The sequence below is a fragment of the Desulfovibrio sp. SGI.169 genome, from assembly GCF_050313595.1.
In the GTDB taxonomy this organism is placed as follows: Bacteria; Desulfobacterota; Desulfovibrionia; order Desulfovibrionales; family Desulfovibrionaceae; genus Desulfovibrio.
This window is the reverse complement of the sequence record NZ_JBNPLS010000004.1, coordinates 90,163-110,148: the sequence shown is the minus strand read 5'-3', so window position 1 is coordinate 110,148 and position 19,986 is coordinate 90,163. Positions and strand designations below refer to the sequence as shown.

The 19,986-nt window shown below is 58.5% G+C and carries 16 protein-coding genes; 1 reads left to right on the top strand and 15 read right to left on the bottom strand.

The genetic code is table 11. The annotated features are described in order from the left end of the window. Positions 1-8 precede the first annotated feature (8 nt). The 4 genes from ACQRA4_RS03630 to ACQRA4_RS03615 all read right to left on the bottom strand — a co-directional run bounded on the left by ACQRA4_RS03630 (position 9) and on the right by ACQRA4_RS03615 (position 5,546). Positions 9-323, bottom strand: a complete 315-nt coding sequence (locus ACQRA4_RS03630) for a hypothetical protein (RefSeq protein WP_427821720.1) — start codon at positions 321-323, stop codon at positions 9-11. 121 nt (positions 324-444) lie between these two features. Next, complete coding sequence (gene gyrB / locus ACQRA4_RS03625; RefSeq protein WP_427821719.1) at positions 445-2,850, bottom strand: DNA topoisomerase (ATP-hydrolyzing) subunit B; 2,406 nt, start codon at positions 2,848-2,850, stop codon at positions 445-447. An 81-nt stretch (positions 2,851-2,931) separates the two neighbouring features. Then, entirely contained in the window at positions 2,932-4,086 is a 1,155-nt protein-coding gene (gene dnaN, locus ACQRA4_RS03620) for a DNA polymerase III subunit beta (protein ID WP_427821718.1), read from the bottom strand. 146 nt (positions 4,087-4,232) lie between these two features. Continuing rightward, complete coding sequence (locus ACQRA4_RS03615) at positions 4,233-5,546, bottom strand: helix-turn-helix domain-containing protein (protein WP_427821717.1); 1,314 nt, start codon at positions 5,544-5,546, stop codon at positions 4,233-4,235. A gap of 271 nt (positions 5,547-5,817) precedes the next feature. Here ACQRA4_RS03615 and ACQRA4_RS03610 point away from each other — a divergent pair, with 271 nt between their 5' ends. Beyond that, positions 5,818-7,398, top strand: a complete 1,581-nt coding sequence (locus ACQRA4_RS03610) for a peptidoglycan DD-metalloendopeptidase family protein (RefSeq protein WP_427821716.1) — start codon at positions 5,818-5,820, stop codon at positions 7,396-7,398. A 13-nt stretch (positions 7,399-7,411) separates the two neighbouring features. Here ACQRA4_RS03610 and ACQRA4_RS03605 read toward each other — a convergent pair whose 3' ends face one another. From ACQRA4_RS03605 to ACQRA4_RS03555, 11 genes are all read right to left on the bottom strand, one after another. Then, on the bottom strand, positions 7,412-8,788 hold the full coding sequence (locus ACQRA4_RS03605) for a sigma-54 interaction domain-containing protein (RefSeq protein WP_427821715.1): 1,377 nt from the start codon (positions 8,786-8,788) through the stop codon (positions 7,412-7,414). 843 nt (positions 8,789-9,631) lie between these two features. After that, on the bottom strand, positions 9,632-10,384 hold the full coding sequence (locus ACQRA4_RS03600) for an ABC transporter ATP-binding protein (protein ID WP_427821714.1): 753 nt from the start codon (positions 10,382-10,384) through the stop codon (positions 9,632-9,634). Positions 10,385-10,440: 56 nt separating this feature from the next. After that, on the bottom strand, positions 10,441-11,175 hold the full coding sequence (locus ACQRA4_RS03595) for an ABC transporter ATP-binding protein (protein ID WP_427821713.1): 735 nt from the start codon (positions 11,173-11,175) through the stop codon (positions 10,441-10,443). A gap of 22 nt (positions 11,176-11,197) precedes the next feature. Beyond that, the gene (locus ACQRA4_RS03590) at positions 11,198-11,989 is read right to left on the bottom strand and encodes an ABC transporter permease (RefSeq protein WP_427821712.1); all 792 of its coding nucleotides are present in this window, start codon (positions 11,987-11,989) and stop codon (positions 11,198-11,200) included. Between the two features lie 75 nt (positions 11,990-12,064). Further along, positions 12,065-13,027 (bottom strand): ABC transporter substrate-binding protein, encoded by a 963-nt coding sequence (locus ACQRA4_RS03585; RefSeq protein WP_427821711.1) that lies wholly within the window; start codon positions 13,025-13,027, stop codon positions 12,065-12,067. A 14-nt stretch (positions 13,028-13,041) separates the two neighbouring features. Then, positions 13,042-13,923 (bottom strand): homocysteine biosynthesis protein, encoded by an 882-nt coding sequence (locus ACQRA4_RS03580; RefSeq protein WP_427821710.1) that lies wholly within the window; start codon positions 13,921-13,923, stop codon positions 13,042-13,044. Between the two features lie 20 nt (positions 13,924-13,943). Next, complete coding sequence (locus ACQRA4_RS03575) at positions 13,944-15,254, bottom strand: (Fe-S)-binding protein (protein WP_427821709.1); 1,311 nt, start codon at positions 15,252-15,254, stop codon at positions 13,944-13,946. Positions 15,255-15,309: 55 nt separating this feature from the next. Further along, on the bottom strand, positions 15,310-16,629 hold the full coding sequence (locus ACQRA4_RS03570) for a homocysteine biosynthesis protein (protein ID WP_427821708.1): 1,320 nt from the start codon (positions 16,627-16,629) through the stop codon (positions 15,310-15,312). 21 nt (positions 16,630-16,650) lie between these two features. Continuing rightward, the gene (locus ACQRA4_RS03565; RefSeq protein ID WP_427821707.1) at positions 16,651-17,397 is read right to left on the bottom strand and encodes a UPF0280 family protein; all 747 of its coding nucleotides are present in this window, start codon (positions 17,395-17,397) and stop codon (positions 16,651-16,653) included. Then, positions 17,397-17,894 (bottom strand): 4Fe-4S binding protein, encoded by a 498-nt coding sequence (locus ACQRA4_RS03560; RefSeq protein ID WP_427821706.1) that lies wholly within the window; start codon positions 17,892-17,894, stop codon positions 17,397-17,399. Before ACQRA4_RS03560 ends, ACQRA4_RS03565 begins: the two co-directional genes overlap by 1 nt. Position 17,895: 1 nt before the next feature. Beyond that, a complete protein-coding gene (locus ACQRA4_RS03555) occupies positions 17,896-19,959 on the bottom strand; it encodes a molybdopterin-dependent oxidoreductase (protein WP_427821705.1) in 2,064 nt (687 codons plus the stop codon). Between the last annotated feature and the right edge of the window lie 27 nt (positions 19,960-19,986).

The window sequence follows — 19,986 nt, the reverse complement described above, 5'->3', positions numbered from 1 at the left end:
CCGGCAACTCAGGCTCCTATAAAAAACCTGCCCCATACATAAAGAACCAAAAGCAGCGCGCCTTCGCTCAGACATACGCGGCACACGGCCCGGAACAACTTTCCGGCATGCGCCTTGTGGCGCGAGCCCATGAACATGAAGACCAGAATATTGCTGAACAAAAGCGCCACCACGGCCGGAAAGACAAAATCATACGCCCTGGGCCAGACTTCCAGCCGGATGGTCAGCGCAAGACACATGGCCGCGCAAAGCAGCCAGCCGCCCACGACCGTCAGCCAGGCCAGCCAGCCTGTTGAGGATTTTTCTTCGGTTTTCGTTTCCATATCTGTTTTTCCGCTTCCGTTCAGAACACTTTTATTCTGAAAATGCCCCGCTGTCCGCACTGCGGGCGACAGCCGCAAGCGCCGTCCGCCTGTGAAATGCAACTTTCAAAAGCGGAATGCGCTAAATATCCAAATCCTGCACGGCCAGGGCGTTGCGTTCAATGAAATCGCGGCGCGGCTCCACACGGTCGCCCATCAGTTCCTCAAAGGCTTCGGAAGCGGAAATGGCGTCTTCGACGGAAACCTGCAACAGAATGCGGTTGTCAGGATTCATGGTGGTCACCCAGAGCTGATCCGGGTTCATTTCGCCCAGGCCCTTGTAGCGCTGGATATTGATGCCTTTGCGGGCCTCATCCAGCACCATTTGCAAAAGCTGAAAAACAGTATCAGCCGTGGTTTCACCATCCTTGCGGCCAATGCTGAAGGAAAGGCCCCCGCATTCCTCGCGCAGTTCGGAAAAAAGTTGCCAGGTCTGCCGGTAAAGACGCGAGGCAAAAAATTCCATGCCGCGCCGGGTGTGATGCGAGCCCGTGCTTTCAAAATTCGCAAACAGGCGTTCCTCGTCGTCTTCCTCGCTGCGCTGGCGTTCCAGCGTCAGCAGATAGCCATGCTCGTTAAGCCAGGCGGTAAATTCGCTGTCCCGGTCTTCCAGCATGCCGGCTTCCACCCGCACGGGGTAGGTGGTCAGCGCCAAAAAGAGGTCGCGCGGGGTTCCGGCCCCTTCCGCGTCGTTCACGCGCTGTTCCAGCTTTTCAATGCGCCGCATGAGGCTGATCAGGGCCGGGCCGCTGAAGCTTTTGCCATTGCGGGCCGTGACGCTGATATCTTCACTGACCCGTGAAAGCAGAAAGTCATTCAGCTCCGCGTCATCCTTGATGAACTTTTCCATACGCGCATTGTGCGCCCGATACAGCGGCGGCTGGGCGATATAGACAAAACCCTTTTCAACCATTTCCTGATACTGGCGGAAAAAGAAGGTCAGCAGCAGGGTGCGGATGTGCGCGCCGTCCACATCGGCGTCAGTCATGATGATGATTTTGTGATAGCGCAGTTTTTCCAGATCGGTATCATCCTGAATGCCGGCGCCCATGGCCGTGATCAGGGCCTTGACTTCCTTGTTGGCCAGCATGCGGTCAAAGCGCGTGCGCTCGGTGTTCAGAATTTTGCCGCGCAGGGGCAGGATGGCCTGATTTTTGGGGTTGCGGCCCTGTTTGGCCGAGCCGCCTGCGGAATCGCCCTCCACGATGAAAAGTTCCGATTCGGCGGGGTCTTTGCTCTGACAGTCGGCCAGCTTTCCTGGCAGGGCGTTGTCCGACAGCGCCCCCTTGCGCCGCACCAGCTCCTTGGCCCGGCGGGCCGCGTCCCTGGCCCTGGCCGCGTCCACGGCCTTGTCGATAATCAGCCGGATATCTTTGGGATTTTCTTCAAAATAGACATTCAGACGGTCATACACCACCCCGGCCACCAGACCGGCCACCTCGCTGTTGCCCAGTTTGGTCTTGGTCTGGCCCTCAAATTGCGGCTGGGGCAGCTTGACGCTGATCACCGCCGTGAGGCCCTCGCGCACGTCATCGCCGGACAAAGCCATGTTTTTCAGCTTCTTGACCAGATCCTGCTGGCCCTTGATATAGCCGTTGATGGCTCTGGTCAGCGCCGTGCGGAAGCCCACCAGATGCGTGCCGCCTTCCTTGGTGCGGATATTGTTGGCGAAGGTGAGGATGTTTTCCTTGTATCCGGCGTTATATTGCAGCGCAAAATCCACGCTGACATTTTCCACCACGCCTTCCCCGGAAATAATCGAATGGATGCCCTGTTCGCCGGAATTAAGATCAGCCACAAACTGGCGGATGCCGCCCTCGGCGTGAAAAATATGGGTTTCGCCAATACGCTCGTCAATGCATTCAATGGTCAGGCCCCTGTTCAGATAGGCCAGTTCCTCAAAACGCTTTTTCAGCGTTTCATAGGAAAATTCAAGCACCTCAAAGATTTCCTCGTCCGGCTTGAAGCGAACCGTGGTGCCGTGGCCTTCCACGTCTTCTCCGATGACCGCAAGCTGATCCTGCGGCACGCCGCGCGCGTAATGCTGCCGATAGCGCTTGCCGTCGCGCCTCACGGTGACGGTAAGCTCTTCGGAAAGCGCATTGACGCAGGACACGCCCACGCCGTGCAAACCGCCGGAGACCTTGTAGCTGGTGTTGTCAAACTTGCCGCCGGCATGCAGCTTGGTCATGACCACCTGCACCGCGGGCACGCCTTCCTTGGGGTGAATGTCCACCGGAATGCCGCGCCCGTCGTCGCGCACGGTGACGGAATTATCCGCATGCAGGATAACCGTGATCCGCGAACAATACCCGGCCATGGCTTCGTCAATGGAGTTGTCCACCACCTCGTAAACCAGATGATGCAGGCCGCGCCCGTCTGTGGAGCCTATATACATGGCCGGACGCTTGCGCACGGCGGAAAGGCCTTCCAGAATGGTAATGGACGAGGCGGTGTAGTTGCCGTTGCCGGAGGTTTCAGGAACCATCAATATTTCCTTTCTTGCAACTCGGTTGTGTATGCTCTTTCGGGGCGTCTGAAAAAGGCTTCGGACAAAGCGTAAGCGGTTTTATACGTCCTCTTCGCTGTAGTAGGTGGTTTCGGAAACCTTCATGGGCATGATGATCACCGTGTAGTCCGGATCGTCGGCGCCCCGGATGCCGCACGGCCCCTCGGCGCCGGTGAGCAGCATGTCGATTCTGCCGGAAACGAAATGCCCAAGCACATCCATCAGATTACGGGTGGGAAAGGCAATGCGCGTTATATCGCCCTTGTAGGTCACTTCCAGACTTTCCGAAGCCGAACCCACATCCTGGCCCTGGGCGGACAGCCTGACCTCGTTTTCGGCAAGGTCCATATAGGTGCAGCGGTCGCTTTCGGTATTGAAAATCAGAATGCGGCCCAGCGCGTCCATGCCCTCTTTGCGGTCAATGGTCATGGCGCTGACGCCTTCGCCCGCGAGCTTGGACATGAAAATGTTGTAGTCCGGGTATTCGTAGGCCGCGCGGGGCAGGCTGAGGGTTTCGGCCCCGTCAAGGCTGCGCAGGTAAAGACGTTTGTCTGTAATGTTCAGTTCAATTTCATCCACGCCCAGCCATTTTTTTATATCCTGAAGATATTTTTTCTGGATGAGCATGCCCTCGGCGGGCAGGCGCGCGGCCAGATCGTCATGGGTGAAGGAAACCAGGGCAAACTGGTGGCCGTTGAGGCCGCAGACGTCAATATGACCGTTTTCGCCGGGTTTCATGCACAGGCAGGCAATGGCGTCCATGGCGTCGTCGTCGCTGATGCAAAAACCCACCTTGTCCAGCACATCCTGTAAAAAGTCGCCGGACCAGGCCACCGCGTTTTCAGCCGGAAATTCCGAAAAATTCTGAAACCATTCGGAACCGCTGACCGGCAGTTTGTATGACCGCCGCCCCTGCTCCAGCAGAAGATTGCCGGAAGCCTCGTCCAGCGTGAGCTTGAGCACGCCCGCGGGCAGCTGGCGCACCAGATCGACAAAGGCCCGGCCCTGCACGCCAATGAGACCCGGCCGGCTGATCTCCGCCGGGTAACGGCCCGTAAATTCAATGTTGGCATCCGTGGACATGACCGCAAGGCTGCCCTCTTCGGCCTTGAGCCAGATGGAACGCAGATAGGCCGCGCCGGCCTTGGCCGGAATGATGGCCGCGGCTTTTTGCAGGCCTTCGATAATCTGCTCTTTGTTTACAGTAAGTTTCATATTTTTTCCTTGCTGTTATTGATAGTTGTCTGTTTGTGCCTAACTCTCAGAACATACCGTAATATTTTGTTTTTTTATGGAATATTCCGGGAAAATGCCGGGAACGCCACGCACATGAAGTCTTTTTTTCGGCTTGCGGGCCATGCTCAGAGAGCCCTTGTTTCCAATTGTGTCACAAGACGTTGCACATCTTTGTTACTAATCAGCAGTTTCTTAATTTTTTTAATAGCATGGATGACTGTGCTGTGGTCTCTGCCGCCAAAGGCCCTGCCCAGTTCCGGGTAAGACAGGCCCAGTTTTTGCCGGCACAGGTACATGGCGAGTTGCCGGGCCAGAACCAGCTCGGGGCGGCGGCGCGCGCCCAGAATGTCCTCAGCCCGCAGATTGAGCCCGCGAGCCACTTCATTCAGTATTTCACGGCAGCCCGGCGTCTTTTCCGCCCCGCCGGTGCGCACGATGTTTTCCATATCCGCCGGGGTAATATCCCTGCCGTGCATGGCGGCAAAGGCCTCCACTTTCAGCAGCAAACCCTGAAGAAGGCGAAACTGGGAGCAACGCTGGGCCAGATACAAAAGCTGTTCACGCCCCAGCTTAAGCCGCCGTTGCTTGCTGAGCGTCTGCAAATAGCGCAGGCGGACATCCAGATCAGGTTCCAGCAGTTCCACCACCAGGCCGCTTTCCAGACGGGAACGCAGGCGTTCATCCAGAATTTTCAGAGCTTGCGCCGGGCCGGCATGGGCAAAAATCATCTGGCGCGGCCCGGCATGATCCGGAGCGTTGGCCGTGGCTTGCCCGACATGCGGGCAGGCGTCCATGCAGGCTGTCATTTTTTGCTGCCAGGCGTTCTGCCCGGCCAGATCCTGCATGTCGTCCAGCACGAGAGCGTCACACTGTTCCCAGAAAAGCTCAGGCCGGCGCGCCCAGGGCGCATTCTCCGCGCAGAAGCGCGCGGCGCTCTGGCAGATGACGCGCGCCCCGCGGCGTGCGAACGTCGTTGCCAAGGCCCGCAGCAGATGCGTTTTGCCCGTGCCGCTGCGGCCGCAGAGCAAAAAGGGATTATACGCCGCGCCCAAGGCGCTGACGGCCACTTCTCTGGCGGCGGCCAATGGAAAGGCGTTTTTCGCGTTGCTGATGAACGCGGCAAAGCTGTCTTCCCCGTTGCAGACGCCTGGCGCGCCGTCGATGGTTTCATGCCTTGTTCCGCTTTCCGCGTCGCGCTCTGGCGGCGCGTCGCCTTGCTCGTACACCACGCGCAGCGGGGCTTTATTCGTAAAATGACGGTGCAGAGCGGCTTCAAAGACGCCGCGTTTGTGGCGCGCGAACCAGGCGGCGAAATATGTATGGGGAAAAACAACCCGCAAGGTATCGTTTTCCTGATGCAGGCTCAGGCCTTCAAACCAGGATTCCGCATCCTGTCCGCCGTCCTGATTCAGTATGTGCCGCAGTTCATTTTTCAGCATGGCGTTTCATGTCGCTGGCGCTGGCGCGCCGTCCTGTGGATAAGCTTTCGGACCGGGCGCCGGCGGGCGCGGATAAAGCTCCCCGTGCTTTTCCGTCTCAACAGAAGCAAAGTGGATATATAGCATAAAATATTTGCTGAAACAAGTCTTGCGCGCGGGTCGGATGCGCCCTGTGGACAGCTGTGGACAGCCGCCCTGCCGGCGGCGTCTCGCGCCGGTCAAACTGGACAAGGGACTGAGGGCCGGATATGATAATTCACTGGGGTAGCTGATGAAACGACTTTGGCTGGTGGGAATGTTTCTGATTTTGCTGGTGGGTGGCGTGCTGGTGCAGCATGCCGGCAAAACCGGTTTCGCGCCCGCCGACAGGCCGCAACAGCGGCAAAATGCCGCAGCCGGGTCTGAAACGGCGCATTCTCTGCCCGCTGTTTTACCGGATGTTCCGCCGGCGCCGCCCCGGGCCGGCGCTTCCCCGGCCCCTGCCGAAGATGCGCGCGCGCCGGCGGCCGTGGCGGTTGAAGAACCGGCTGAAGTCCGACTTTCGCAGGATGCGCCCGACGCGGCTTCCGCCGACGCGGCTCTGGTCGCGCCTTCCGTTGTCTCTTCTGCTGACCGGCCCTCCACAGACGCGAGCGCCGTGGAACAGGGTGACGGGTCAGCCTCTGGGGAGGAAGTGCTCAAAGGCACTGTGGAAAAAGGCGACACCATCAGCAAAATTCTGGAAGGCACGGGCAGCCAAGACATCTACCGGTATATCAGCGCGGCCCGGCAGGTCTTTTCCATGCGTTCTTTCCGTGAGGGGCAGCCTTACGCCATTGTTACGGATATGGCTTCGGGCCGGGTCAAGCGCTTTGAGTATGAAATCGACAACCGACGCCGCCTGGTGGTGGAAGGCGTCGAAGAGCCAGTGGCCAGGGTGGAGGCCATTGAATACGTCACTTTGCTCGGCGTGGTGGAAGCCACCATCAGCGACAATCTTTTTCAGGCGGTGGCCGATGTGGGCGAAAGCCCGCAAATGGCTTTGAAACTGGCCGAGCTCTTCGGGGCGGAAATCAACTTTATCCGCGACCTGCAGGAAGGCGACAGCTTTTCCGTACTGGTGGAAAAACGTTACCGGGAAGGGGAATACAAGGGTTACGGTCGTATTTTGGCCGCGCATTTCACCAACAAGGGCAAGACCTTCGAGGCTTATCTTTTTCGCGACGGCTCAGAGCGGGCGCAGTATTATAATCGCAAGGGCGAAAACCTGCACAAAACCCTTTTGCAGGCCCCTCTGGCCTTTACCCGTGTAACTTCCCGCTTCACGTCGAGCCGCAAGCACCCCATCCTGGGCTACAGCCGCCCGCATATGGGGGTGGACTACGGAGCGCCCACCGGCACGCCGGTCAAGGCCGTGGGCGATGGCACGGTCACAAAACGCGGGTGGGCCGGGGGTTATGGCAATCAGATTATTCTCAAGCATGCGGTCGGGCTGGAATCCATGTATTCCCATCTTTCCGGCTATGCCCGCGGGCTGCGACAGGGCCAGCGCGTGCGACAGGGCCAGGTCATCGGCTTTGTGGGCAGCACCGGCTTGTCCACCGGGCCGCATCTTGATTTTCGCCTGCGTCAGAACGGCAGGTTCATCAACCCCGCCAAGGCCATCAACCCGCGCGGCGCGCCGGTTTCCGCCAGGCGCATGGCGGAGTTTGAAAAAACCGTGGCTGAGGAACTGGCCTATATGCAGGGGCGTCGCCCCCTGGCGGGATACACTGTAAACAGTGTGGTGCCGGAACATCCCATGCTTGTGAATAATGCGTCGGATGCGGATCGGCAAAAAAAGCCCGTCCGCAAAAAGCGGCGGCGGAGTTAGCGCAAATACGGCATCAGCGGCGGCTGATGCCGTATTTGCGCAGTTTTTCGTAAAGCGTGGCGCGCGAGATGCGCAGACTGCGCGCGGTGCGCGAGACATTGCCGCCCTGTTCGGTCAGCGCCTTGCGGATGATCACGGCCTCGGCGTCGGCCATAATGTCGGAAAGGTCTCCGGCGGTCACGGCGCGCAAAGGCAGGCTCGCGCCGGGCAGAGTGTCCGGCGGAAAGTCCCCCGCTTCGATCAGATCGCCGTGGCGCATGGTGGCCGCGTGAACCACGGCATTGTGCAGTTGCCGCACATTGCCCGGCCAGGAAAAGGCCCGCATGGCCGCTTCGGCTTCCGGCGAAAAACGCAGATGCTCCAGCCCCATGCGCGAGAGCACATAGCGGGCGATGGGCAGAATGTCATCCGGGCGGTCGCGCAGGGGAGGGATTTCCAGCACAAAGGTGTTGATGCGGTAGTAGAGGTCTTCACGAAAGGAACCCGTGCTGAGCATGGCGGAAAGATTTCGGTTGGTGGCCGCCACCAGGCGAAAGTCCACATGGCGGGCATTGACCGAGCCCACGCGGCAGATGCTGCGGCTTTCCAGCACGCGCAGCAGCTTGGCCTGAATTTCCGGCGGCATTTCCCCTATTTCATCCAGAAAGAGCGTGCCCTTGTCGGCCAGTTCAATCTGGCCGATCTTGCCATCCTGGCGCGCGCCGGAAAATGCGCCGCGCGCGTAGCCGAAGAGTTCGGATTCAAAAAGATCCTTGGGAATGGCCGCGCAATTGATGCTGACCAGCGGGCCTTCGGCGCGCGGGCTTTCGGCGTGCAGCGCGTGGGCAAACAGCTCTTTGCCCGCGCCCGTGGCGCCCAGAATCAGCACCGGCGCATCCAGTCGGGCGTAACTTTGCGCCTGTCGCTTGAGGCGACGCATGATCGCGCTTTCGCCCAGAATGCTGCGCAGACTGTACTGTGGCGACAGGCTGGCCTTGATCCGGCGTTTGTACTGGTTGAGGGTGTGCCCCAGATGCTCGATTTTGGCTGAAAGTTTTTTCAGCTCTTCGGGATCATTGAAAATGGCTTGCGAAACCATGCCCGCCAGCCGCCCCTGGCCGTCGCGCACCGGAATCCGGTTGACAATCACGGGCAGGGCGTTGCCTGGTCCGAGCTGGCAGAGTTCGCCCATTTCTGCCCGGCCGTCGCGCAAGACGACGCGCGCGCGCGAGTGGGGGATGATCTCGGTGATGTCGCGCCCCAGCAGTTCTTCGGGCCGCTGCCCCAGCAAATCGGCATAGGCCTTGTTCGCAAAGCGGATGACGCCGTTCATGTCGCAAAACAGCACACCCATGGGCAGACTGTCCAGAATGAGGGAAGTTACCTCGCTGTTTTTTGCGAAAGGGGACATGACGCACTCCTTGCGCGCCTCGCGTCAGGTGACTTCGGGGCGCTTGCCTTAATTCTTATACAGACGGGCGAAGCTTGAGGCAAGCTCTCCCGCCGTGGCGATGCGCCAGCATTTGCGCCTTGCTGCGGCAGTCAGCGAAGCATATTGCAAGGTGAAATGGTGTTGATAGAATAATATATTGAAATATATCAAAAATATTTCAAGCGCTGGAATGTCGTCATGCTTTCTGGCTTGCAGAGAACCATATGCCGGGCAGGTCAAAGGCCTTCCGGCAAGCGTATTTTCTGTCGCTTGTCATGCCGCCTTGCGGGGCATGTCAGCGTGCCGCCACAGCGGCGCAAGATTCAAAGAAGCGGATACGCCAGGCTATGGATATGACATCTCGCTTCTTTTTGCAAAGCGCGCTGTGGAAAAGACATTCTGACGCCAGAGTGGGGAAGCGCCAAAAATTGAACACTCTACTGACTCAGAGTCGGGCCTGTTAATGGGCCGTTGTTGATCGTGTTCCGTCACAATTATTCGTCAAAGACGGCCTTTTTCGCGCTGGCCGCGTCACAGCGCGATTTTTGTCGGTCATGCGCATGAGCACACTCCCTCTAAAAATGCCCATTTTCTTGGCAGCGCAAAAAATTCCTGCCTGCGCTTCGGGCGGCGAGCGAAAAATCTCCCTTTTTACCGAATCCGCAAGGGTTTTGCGGCGGCGTGGCCGGGTTCATTCGCGAAAAACCACGTTTTTTCACCAACAATCCCGCAAAATTCTTCGCGGAATTCCGCGCGGAATTTTTGCAATTAGACACTAGCTGGCAGAGTGTCCAATTCAGACATAAGGTCAAAAAATTTTCTTTACCACCATTTGACAAGGTCTGTAATATGGTTGCGCAGGCGCACAAACTCTGGATCAGCGATATTGCGCGGATGCGGCAAGTGCCGCACATCAACCATTTCTTTAACGTGGGTCGGTTTCGGCGTCAGTACCAACACCCGTTCCGCCAGATAAACGGATTCTTCCAGGTTATGCGTAACAAAAATGACTGTTTGCCCGGTTTTTTGCCAGAGTTCAATCAGCAGATTTTCGATATGAAAACGCGTGCTGGTGTCGAGCTGGCCGAACGGCTCATCCATCAAGAGCATATCAGGCTCTGTCACGAAGGCTCTGGCGACCACCACTCGCTGCTTGGTGCCTGCGGAAAGCTGATTGGGATAGAAATCGCGAAACCTGGTCAAACCCGTCAATTCCATGATATTGTTGACCCTATCTGGTATTTCTTTTTCTGGAATATTCTTGATGGTTAAACCAATTTTTATGTTTTCATATACCGTACGCCATGGCAGGCAGGATGGCTCCTGAAAAACAAATGACACATTATGTTTTTTGAAGTCGATTGCATCATCATCAATAGCAATGCTTCCAGAAGTTACAGGTAAAAGACTTGTAACAACGTTGCAAAAGGTAGTCTTTCCGCAACCTGTCGGCCCTACCACACAAAGAAATTCTCCCTTGTGGATATTGAAACTGATGTCGTCCAAAACCACCAGCTCGCCGAAATGCTTGGACAGGTTTCGCACTTCAATTTTTACAGCACGTGAATCTTCCATATAATATCCTTTTTTGCTGGCCGCATGTTGCCGATGTTGTTCAGAAGCTCAGTTGTTCAGTCCGTCGCTTCGCACATATCCGTCAGCATTTCGCGGAGGCGCAGAAATTCGGGATCAGTCAGATTGCGCGGATGCGGCAAATTGATGTCATATATACCTTTGATGGATGCGGGCAATTTGGACAGCACGACTATGCGGGAGGCAAGAAAGACGGCCTCTTCAATATTGTTTGTAATGAAGATGACCGTCTTGTGCTCCTGCTGCCATATCCGCATGATTTCGCCCTGCATCAGGTAACGTGTCTGGGCGTCCAGATGGCCGAAAGGCTCGTCCATTATAAGCAGATCCGGGTCTGTCACATAGGCGCGGGCAATGGCGACGCGCTGCTGCATGCCGCCCGACAACTGGCGGGAATAATAGGTTTCAAAGCCAGTCAGGCCCACCAGCTCAATAACTTCGGCGGCCCGTTTGGCGGCCTTGTCCGCCGGGATGTTCTTGATGGTGGGGCCAATCATCACATCCTCGAGCAGGGTTTTCCAGGGAACGCAGGAAGGCTCCTGAAACACGAAAGAGATATTGTGTTTCTTGGGGTTCACCTGCTCTCCATGAATCGTCGCCAGGCCGGCAGTTGGCGCTTCGATGCCTGCCAGGATGTTGGCTATGGTGCTTTTGCCGCAACCCGTAGGCCCTACAATGACCAGAAACTCATTTTTGCTGACCGTGAAGCTGACATTCTGCAAGACGTCCATTTTTCCAAAGCGTTTGGAGATATCTACTGTGACGAAGGACATAATATTCTCCTGAAAAGACCTGCTAATCCAGTGAGATTTCCGCACGCCAACGGAATAAATGACGTTCCACCACTATGAATATTTCATTCATGATGAAGCCAATAACACCAATGACAAGCATTCCAACAATGACTTCAGCCAGCCGCATGAGTTCCGCGTATTTCAGGATAAGACGCCCCACGCCCACCATTTCGCCGCCAATCATTTCTGCGGCCACAATGCACATCCAGGCGATGCCCAGTCCCACGCGCATTCCCGTGGCGATGTCAGGCGTAACCGAGGGGATGACAATATTGCGAATGGTATACCAGCGTGAAGCGCCAAAGACTTTTACCACATTGATGTGTACAGGGTTGACCCGTGTAACGCTAAGCAGGGTATTGATGAAAATGGGAAAGAATGCCCCCAGCCAGATGAGGAAGGCATAACGGGAAAAACCCACCAGCAGCACGATGGTCATGGGAATCCAGGCGATGGGCGGAATGAAGCGTATGGGCTCCAGCACGGCGCGGGTGGAGTTATACAGTCTGGGCCACAAGCCCATGGCCAGCCCAAGGGGAATGCCCGTGAGACACGCCATGCCAAAGCCGGTAAGGATGCGAATCAGGCTCCAGAGAATGTGCGAGGACAGGGAAACCCCTTCCACATCCCCCTCGGTGGAAAGGGTAATGAAGGCGTCATAAATTTCGCCGGGCATGGGAAAGAAAGGCGATTTCTGCCAGCTGGCAAACATGCCCCACGCGATGACCACAAAAACAAGGCTACAGATGTTCCAGGCAAATGTTTTGAGTTTCTCTTTTCTTTCGGCTTCCATCCGCTCCCCCTTTTTATCGCTGTTGGCCTTTTGGCCGCTCCGGGTCGCAACCCGCAGCGGCCGAAACGCCGCGGGCTATTTCTTGAGATGTTTCTCCAGCATGTCGCGCAAAACCATATTCTTCACAAAGGCGGCAGAGTCCGGAACATGCTCTTTCTTGATTTTCTTGCTGCTGACCAGACTGTCCACCAGCATGACCATGCTCGTCTCATCCAGATAGGGCGGTTCGGGATAAGTCACGCGTTCCATTGCCTTTGCCACGTCTTCGGCCTTGATGCCTGTCGCCTTGGAGATCATCCGCCTGGCTTCCTCGCGGTTCTGGTCAAACCAGGCCATGGCTTCCAGATAAACATCCAGCACATCGGCGGCCATCTGCGGGTCGGCATTGACGGTTTTTTCGCGCGAAACAAGCACACAGCATTGATGGTTGGGCAGCACATCCTGAGAGGTCAGGAGCACATGTCCATAGCCCAGCCCTTCAGCACGGCTGACATGCGGCTCCCAAGCCACAAAGGCGTCAATTTCGCCTTTCTGGAGAAAAAGCGGCATGTCGGAAACCTTCATGTTGCGCTTGCGCACCTTGATGCCATGGGCTTCGGCCACCTTGTCCACAAGGGCGTCCTGCATGGAACCGATTCCAGGCGTGCCGACGTTTTTGCCATCCAAATCCTTGGGCGACGTGATGTCCTTTCTGACAATGAGTGCGCTGCCATTTGTATTGCTGCTGGCCAGCATCACAAAATCAAGCCCCAATCCCCGAAATGTCAGCACCGGGGCGGCGCCGCCCGTGCCATAGTCAACTTCACCGGAAGCCATGTGCTGCACCAGATTGGCGCCTGACAGAAATTCCTGCCACTTTACTTCATAGCCGCGGTTTTCCAGCAGCTTCAGATTTTTCATGATCATGGGAGCGGGTTCATGAAGCTGGTCTGCCACCAGATACCCAAAAGTAATTTTTTTTGCATTCGCCAGAGCGGCGCAGGGGGCAAGGCATAATCCCAACAGACAGAATGAAAGCAAAATTCTGGGCAGTCGCATACTTCCTCCTTTATTCAGTTTACCGACATTATGGTTCTGTATGGTTTGGGTCCGGGATCCACAAAGGCCAGCTCGCCCGTGGCCAAGGCCTGCGCCATGCGGTCTTCCGCGGCTTCCAATACCAGCCTGTCCGTTTCGTTGCGCTGACGCGCCATGCGGGATGCCGCGTCGCACAGCGCCGATGCGTCAACATCCGTCCACAGAGGGAAGGCCATGCAGAGGCTGTGCTGGGGGCTTGACCCGTCTCTGGCGGGCAGCAGCAATGCCTTGTCCATGACAAAGCAATCCGCCGCGCAGGAAAGGCTGGGCCGTTCTTTATTGCCCAGCGCGCCGCTGCCCAGAATGACGCCTCGTCCCCCGTTGAGCATGATGGTCGCTCCGGCAAAAAGGCTGTCCTTTCCCAGGTTGGCCAGTTCCGTGTTTAACGGCAGGTCATAGATTGTGCTTCGGGCGTAATCCATGACGGAAAGACGTGTAACGGCGTTGTGCCGGGTATGCTCCTGCGAAAGGCATTCCAGACGTATTTCCCGATCATGGAGCAAATCCTCGAACAGAGTTGCGCCGTTGTAGGCGGGGTCTGATGCGGAAGTCATGCCTCCGCTGACCAGCACGTCAACCATGCCGAGCCGTTCATTGGGAGCGGGCCCCACAAAGCCGGCTATACCGTTGAGCGACAGATGTTCCGCACGGGTAAACAGGCCCCGTTCAGCCACCTTGACCAGCAACATGACGCTGCTGCTTTCCATCCCGCCTGGCTGGGCCGCCACCAAGACGTCAATATCGCGAACGGTTTCAGCCGTAAGCTGGTGGGCGCAGCGAACGCGCAGCTTGTTTTGCCGGGCGGCCTCGTTAAGCATCTCATATGCGCCATGCGCGTCGGACGTCATTGCAAGCATGGAAAAACCTCTTCTTGCTGTTACGGTAGACTGATGGCCTCGGCCAGATGGATGACCTTGCCGGAGACGCCATGCTGAGCCGCCATATCGGAAAGCTGAATCATGCAGCCTGGGCAGGCGGTGACGATGTATTCCGCGCCTGAAGCGCGCACATCCCGGGCCTTTTGGGCGCCGATGGCCCTGGACACGGCATAGTGGGACACGTTGAAAGAGCCGCCAAAACCGCAGCAGCGGGAAGGCAGGGGCGTAAAGCGCTCTCCCAGAACCCGTTTTAACAGCGCCAGCGGCTCGCGGTTGACCTTCTGATGTTGAACCAGATGGCAGGGGGCATGCCATGTAACGCGGGCATGGGTAGGAAGCCTGGAGACAAAGGGAAAAGGTTCGGGAAAGCTCCGTGCGAGCAGCACTTCGGAAAAATCTCGTGTTTTTGCCGCTAAGGCGGCAAAGCGCGCGCGCTCTTCACTTGTCGCATCCAGGCTTGGCCAGACTTCACGCAGGGAAGAACCGCAGGTGGCGCAGCCGGTGACAATGATGTCGGCATGGCAGGCTTCCAGTACTTCGGCATTATGCCGGGCCATGGCCAGGGCCGTATCCATATCGCCGTTGGCGTGCATGGGAGTGCCGCAGCAGCCTTGCGCCCGGGGAACAATGACCTCCATGCCGAGGCGACTCAGCAGATCCACCATGGACACCGCCGCATTGGGCAGGGCAAATTCCATAGCGCAGCCGGCAAACAGCGCCACACGCAGGGGTGAACCCGCCTGTGACGCCGGAGGCGTCACCTCGGCTATGCGTTCTGACAAAAAGGTTTCATGCAGGGGAGGCAAGTGACGCCCCCCCGCCAAGCGGGAAAAAAAGAGCGGCAGGTGACGTACGGGCGGCAGGCTTTCACTGTCGGAACGGCCCAGACTCACATCCTTGGTGACGGGCAGCAACTTCTGGAACATGGTTGCCAAGCGCAAGGCCCGCCCCATGCGTCGCCTGTTGGTCAATAAAATTCGGAAGGCGGCCTTTTTGGCAAGCGGCAGGCCGTGACGCCGCGCGGCCTGCGCTCGCAGGCTGGCCACAATGCTGTCGTTGGGGATGCCGCGAGGGCAAACCATGGCGCATCGCCCGCAAACCAGGCATTTGTCCATAGACTCCATCAGCCCTTTCCGCTCCGCCGCAGCCTGCAGGCTGTGCATCCGGGCGTTGCGCCCGCGCGCGGTCAGTTCTTCGCGGGGGTCTTCCTCAAAAACAGGACATACTGTCACGCATGTGCCGCAACTGATGCAGCGAGCGGCTTGCGCCAAGCATCCCTGCGGGGAAAGGAAAAAATCTGCCTTTGTCATGCTAAGCCTCGGCAACTCCAAGTGTCGTTCCAACGCTGGAAACAAAGCGTCTCAGCTACCACAGCCGGCATTGAGCATCTGTCTGAAGGAGGCGGAAAGAGCCTTCCACAAGCTGACGCTTCAATTCCTCCGCCAGCCGCTCGCTGCGCAGGCGGTTGGACTGGCGGAAAATGATGGGCATCAACTTGCCAAAGAGCCGCACCTCGCCCACGCCCCGCCCCGGGCCCCGCCCCACCCCCATGAAGGCGCCCCCCAGGCAGTTCCCCGTGCAGGCGCCACAGGCGACGCAGAGGCTTTGGTCAATGGTTTTGTCTTTCCATGAAATGGCATTCATGGGACAATAGTATTCGGCTTCACACTGGAAAGAGCATCCCACGCAACGGTCAAAGTCGAACTCCACCTCCAACGGGGCGTCTTTCCAGATTTCGGAATACTGTATATGCCCGATAGCCACACGATCAGAAAAATCCCCCACATGGTGGGTGAGGTTTTCGTCAAGGCAGGAGGCGAGTCCGTCCAGGATGGCCTGATTTAAAATCGGAAAGGGCACAGCGAGACTGGAGGTTATCTCCACGCCGCAACTGGTGCGGAACCCGCCCATGTATTGCGGGTCCATATCCCGCATATCCGCCGTGGTGGAGAAGCAGACATGCCCCTTCTGAGCGCGGGTGCCGTAACCAATCAGCGTGCCTTGAGCGCCATTGACCAGAATGCGAACGCCCGGTCTGATGACTTGCAGCGAGGGGTCATTGGCTCCGGGGTTCATCTCGCCACTGCCGCTGACGGCCATGCCGCCGAGAGGCGCAATGGGCCTGCAGGCGAAGATGGAGAAAGGCAGCGCCCGGTAGGAAGGGGCATCCTTGGCGTTGGTAAAGCCCATATAGTTTTGAAAACTGTTGCGGGAGCTGTAGATGCGGGCAAAGGGCATGTCGTCCAAGGTCAGGAATTGATGCAGCCTGCGCCCGGATGTCAGCGCGCATTCCACTTCCACGGTCTGGCGCTCGACCAGGGCGCGCATGACATGCCCGCCGCCGTAACGGCCGAAATTGTCCACGCTTTCCTGGGTGCCGTTGAGGATAACCTCCACCAGGCCCCTTTCTGAACAGACAGGGAATGCCGTCAGGCAGGGCACTCCGTTAAGATGCAGACGGGAAATTCTGTCGGCGCCGCCCACCTCGCGCAACGGCAGGGTCAACATGGCCGCAGTGCCGGACATGACGCCCCGCGTTGCTGTGGTCACAACATCCACCTCCGCCAGTGCCGGAGCCTTGCCGGCGCGGACAAGCGCCTTGAATTCCATGGCCGTCATGACGACAGCGCTGCCGTTCTGAAGCTTGCTGTTGATTTCGCTGATGGTTTTTGCCTGTGTAGTCATGCTGTCGTCCTTGGTGCGGGTTCAAGCGGCAAAGCGAATATTCCCCCTGGCTGCGACCTGATCGAACGCCACAATGACGCAGCCGTCAGCGCCGCGCTCAAGCGCCCAGTCCAGCACGCCCGCAATGTCACACCGGCGACGGACGCGATTGGAAGCCGCAGTGGCCAGCGCATCGGCCAGAGCCGTATCCGTGGCCGCCACGGATACGGCATCGGCATTGCCGAAATTGAGCGATGGCCCCAAACGCCCTGATGAGGTGCAGACGCCAATGCCCGTTCCCGGCACAGTCTCAGACACTTCAATTTGCAGAAAGGCGCTGGGGGAGGACTCCGCCACAATGCCAAAGCGCTGCGGCCCGTCGCAGCGGCAAAAAACATCGCCGCCATTTTCCGCGATTACCTCGGGGCTGAGGGTAAGCATACGCCGTCCGACCATCTGTGAAATGGCTCCAGCCACTGCCGCCATGGGGCCGACCCCCGCCCGAATGCCTGCCAGGAGCATGGCGCGCACGACCTCCGCCGCTTCGGCGTCGTCAGGCCAGGGCGCAAGGCTTTGCTGAAAACCAGGATGCCGCTGGATGTAAGCCTTGACATCTTCCCGGGCCGCGCTGACCCAACGCGCGGCTTCAGCCTCATACCGTCCGTGACAGGATAGCAGCATATCTGTTTCGCCATCCTGAATGCGGAAAGAATGCAGCCTTCCAGGGCGCGCCAGCGACCTGTAAAGCCCGGCATCCAGCTCTTTCCCAGTCCAGCGGGCGGCCCGCATCAGCAAATCTCCGTCTCGCCCATACCGCGCAGGCGCTTTTCCTCCAGTGCAAAGCGCACGTCTTCCGGCCGTCCGGCATAGAGGCATTTCATGCTGCATCGGCTTGCACAGGCCGGGGCCATGCCCTGCCGCAAGCGCTGTTCGCATTCGTCACAACGGGCCGTTTGCACGGCAACCGCTTCCACCCGGTCGGCGGGGCAAAGCGTCCAGAAGTTGTAGCCGTCATCACAGTCGCATGGGGTGGAGCAATGCCGGCAGGAGGTAGGCAGGCTGACCACGCGGGGCATTTTCTGTTCCGGCCCCGCGGTCGTCACCAGCCGCCGCGCGCCCTTTTCCTGCTCCCCGAATGTTCCGTGTTCCGCCCTGCAGGCCAGGGCACAAGACCCGCAGGCAATGCAGCGGTCAACATCCACCACAAGCACCAGGCTGTCTTTGGGAAAATTTCGCAACGAATCCTGCTTTTGGTTGAACTGCCGGCTTACAAAAACAAGATGCATGTCACACTCCTCGACGCTGCACTTCCACATGCAGGGGAACAGGGCGCAGAACCATGTTGCCCGCCACCAGGGCCAAAGCCATTTCAGGAGGGAGGGCCGCCACATTTTCGGGAATGTCCGGCATGACGGCAGCCTGTGCCGTTACGGAGCCAAATTCCGAAGAAAGCCGGATCATATCCCCGTTGGCAATGCCCAGCCGCACGGCGGTATTCACATGAAAGCGCGCGGCATTATCACGGCGGCCACGCGGCCAGAGCCATTCTTGGGGGTGGTCTGCCGCCAGATCCGCCAAACCGCCCACAGCCAGCGCAAGTCCGTCTTGGGGCACGGTCTTATCCAGGGGCGGCAACACCACTTCTTCCAGATGTATCTTGCCGTCAGCCGTGGGGAATCGCATCTTGCTGCCCGGCCAGCAACTGTACGGAGTAAAGAGGATGTTATTCCGTCCGCGCACATTGCCCTGGATATAGCGGGTATTTTCAAAATCCGGCTTGTGATCGGCCTCGGCCAGACACGGCCAAAGAATGCCGCCCGTGGTCTGACCTTCATCACGACGCTCATCATGGGCCAGGTCGGCTGTGCGCACCCCCCCGGCAAGCGCTGAAGAGGCCAGCTTCCAGTCCGCCAGTTTGCGCTGGTTCGTCGCGGATTCTGGGCTATCCGCCCAGGGGGCCTTGGCTTCGGGCTTGAGCAGGCGCATAAGGCGCAGCCAGATTTCCAGCGGCGGCAGCGCTTCGCCATAAGGCGGCAACAGGGCGGAACGCCATTGCAGGGCCCGGCCGTCTGTGCGGTACGCCAGACAGGGGTATTCGCTCCAGTGCGCCGCCGGCAGCGAAACATGGGCAAGACGGCGGGTCGCATTATCAAAGCTGCCCACATGAATCAGCAGGTTTTGAGATGCCAGGGTTTCACGCGCGCTTTGCCCCGCCAGGCGTCCCAGCGGATCGCCAAAGGCCATGAACGCGCCAGAGTCAGAAAGGGCGTCTTCCAAGGCCGTCGGCGTTTCGTGCCCTTCCCAGACAAAGGGACTGGAGGCCAGCAGGTTCAGGCCGCCGCCCGGGCGCCCCAGACAGCCCTTGAGGGTCACAAGCGTGAACGCCAGTCCCAGCGTTGCATCATCAAGCCAGCGGCGCTGCTCAAGCTGCCCTGCCATGACCTGAAAGGAAAAGGCTTTGCCCAGCATGGCCGCCAGATTTTCCAGATCGGCGGCCTCCACTCCGCAAAGCGGAGCGACGCGCCTTAGCGAATATGGCTTGAGGCGTTGACGCAGCTCGTCCAGGCCGCTGGCGCAGTCTGCCAGAAATTCTGCTGAAATCATGCCCTGCCGCAAGAGAGCGTGCGCCACGCCAGCCAAGGCAAGCCCCTCACTGCCCGGTCGGACAATACAGGCGTGGCTGGCCCGGCGTGCCGTCAGCCCTCCGCGTGATCCGAGATAAAAGAGCGTTTTGCCGCGGTCCCGGGCATCCAGGAGAGGGCCAAATGTTATGGGCGCCTCTGCGGCCAAATCGCCGCCCACCAGTAAAATGGCCTCGCTGGCGCACCAGTCGCGCGGAGTGTTGCACAACAGTTGCTCAGCGCTGACCCCCAATATGCGGAACAGGCTGCCGGCCCGGCCAAAAGGCTGCGCAAGGAAGCTGCCGGGCCTGAAGGGCAGCCCCAGCAACTCTGCCGCCCAGTCCGCGCCGCAGATAAAATCGAAGGGATCACTTTCATGCCCCGCCACAACCACTTTTTCGCGGGGAATCGCCGCAAGACGATCTGCCGTGAACTTCAGGGCGGCGTCCCAGTCCACCAGCCGCCAGGGTTCACGGGGCGAGCGCCTGACGCCCGGGCATGGCAACCGCGTGGAATCATATATCTGCCCGTACAGGGCAAGCGCCTTGGGGCAAAGCGCCCCCTTGTTGACGGGATGAAATTCGTCCCCGAACAAATCAACAGGATTATCTTTGTCCCCAAACAGGGTCAGCCCGCAAGCCGACGGGCATAAGCCGCAAACGCCATGCCGGCGTTCATGGCGCGTCCTGGAGGGTAGCTGCCTTTTCCGGGGTCGGTTCTGAAGCTGCATTGGCTTGCTCCTTGCTGCACATCAACT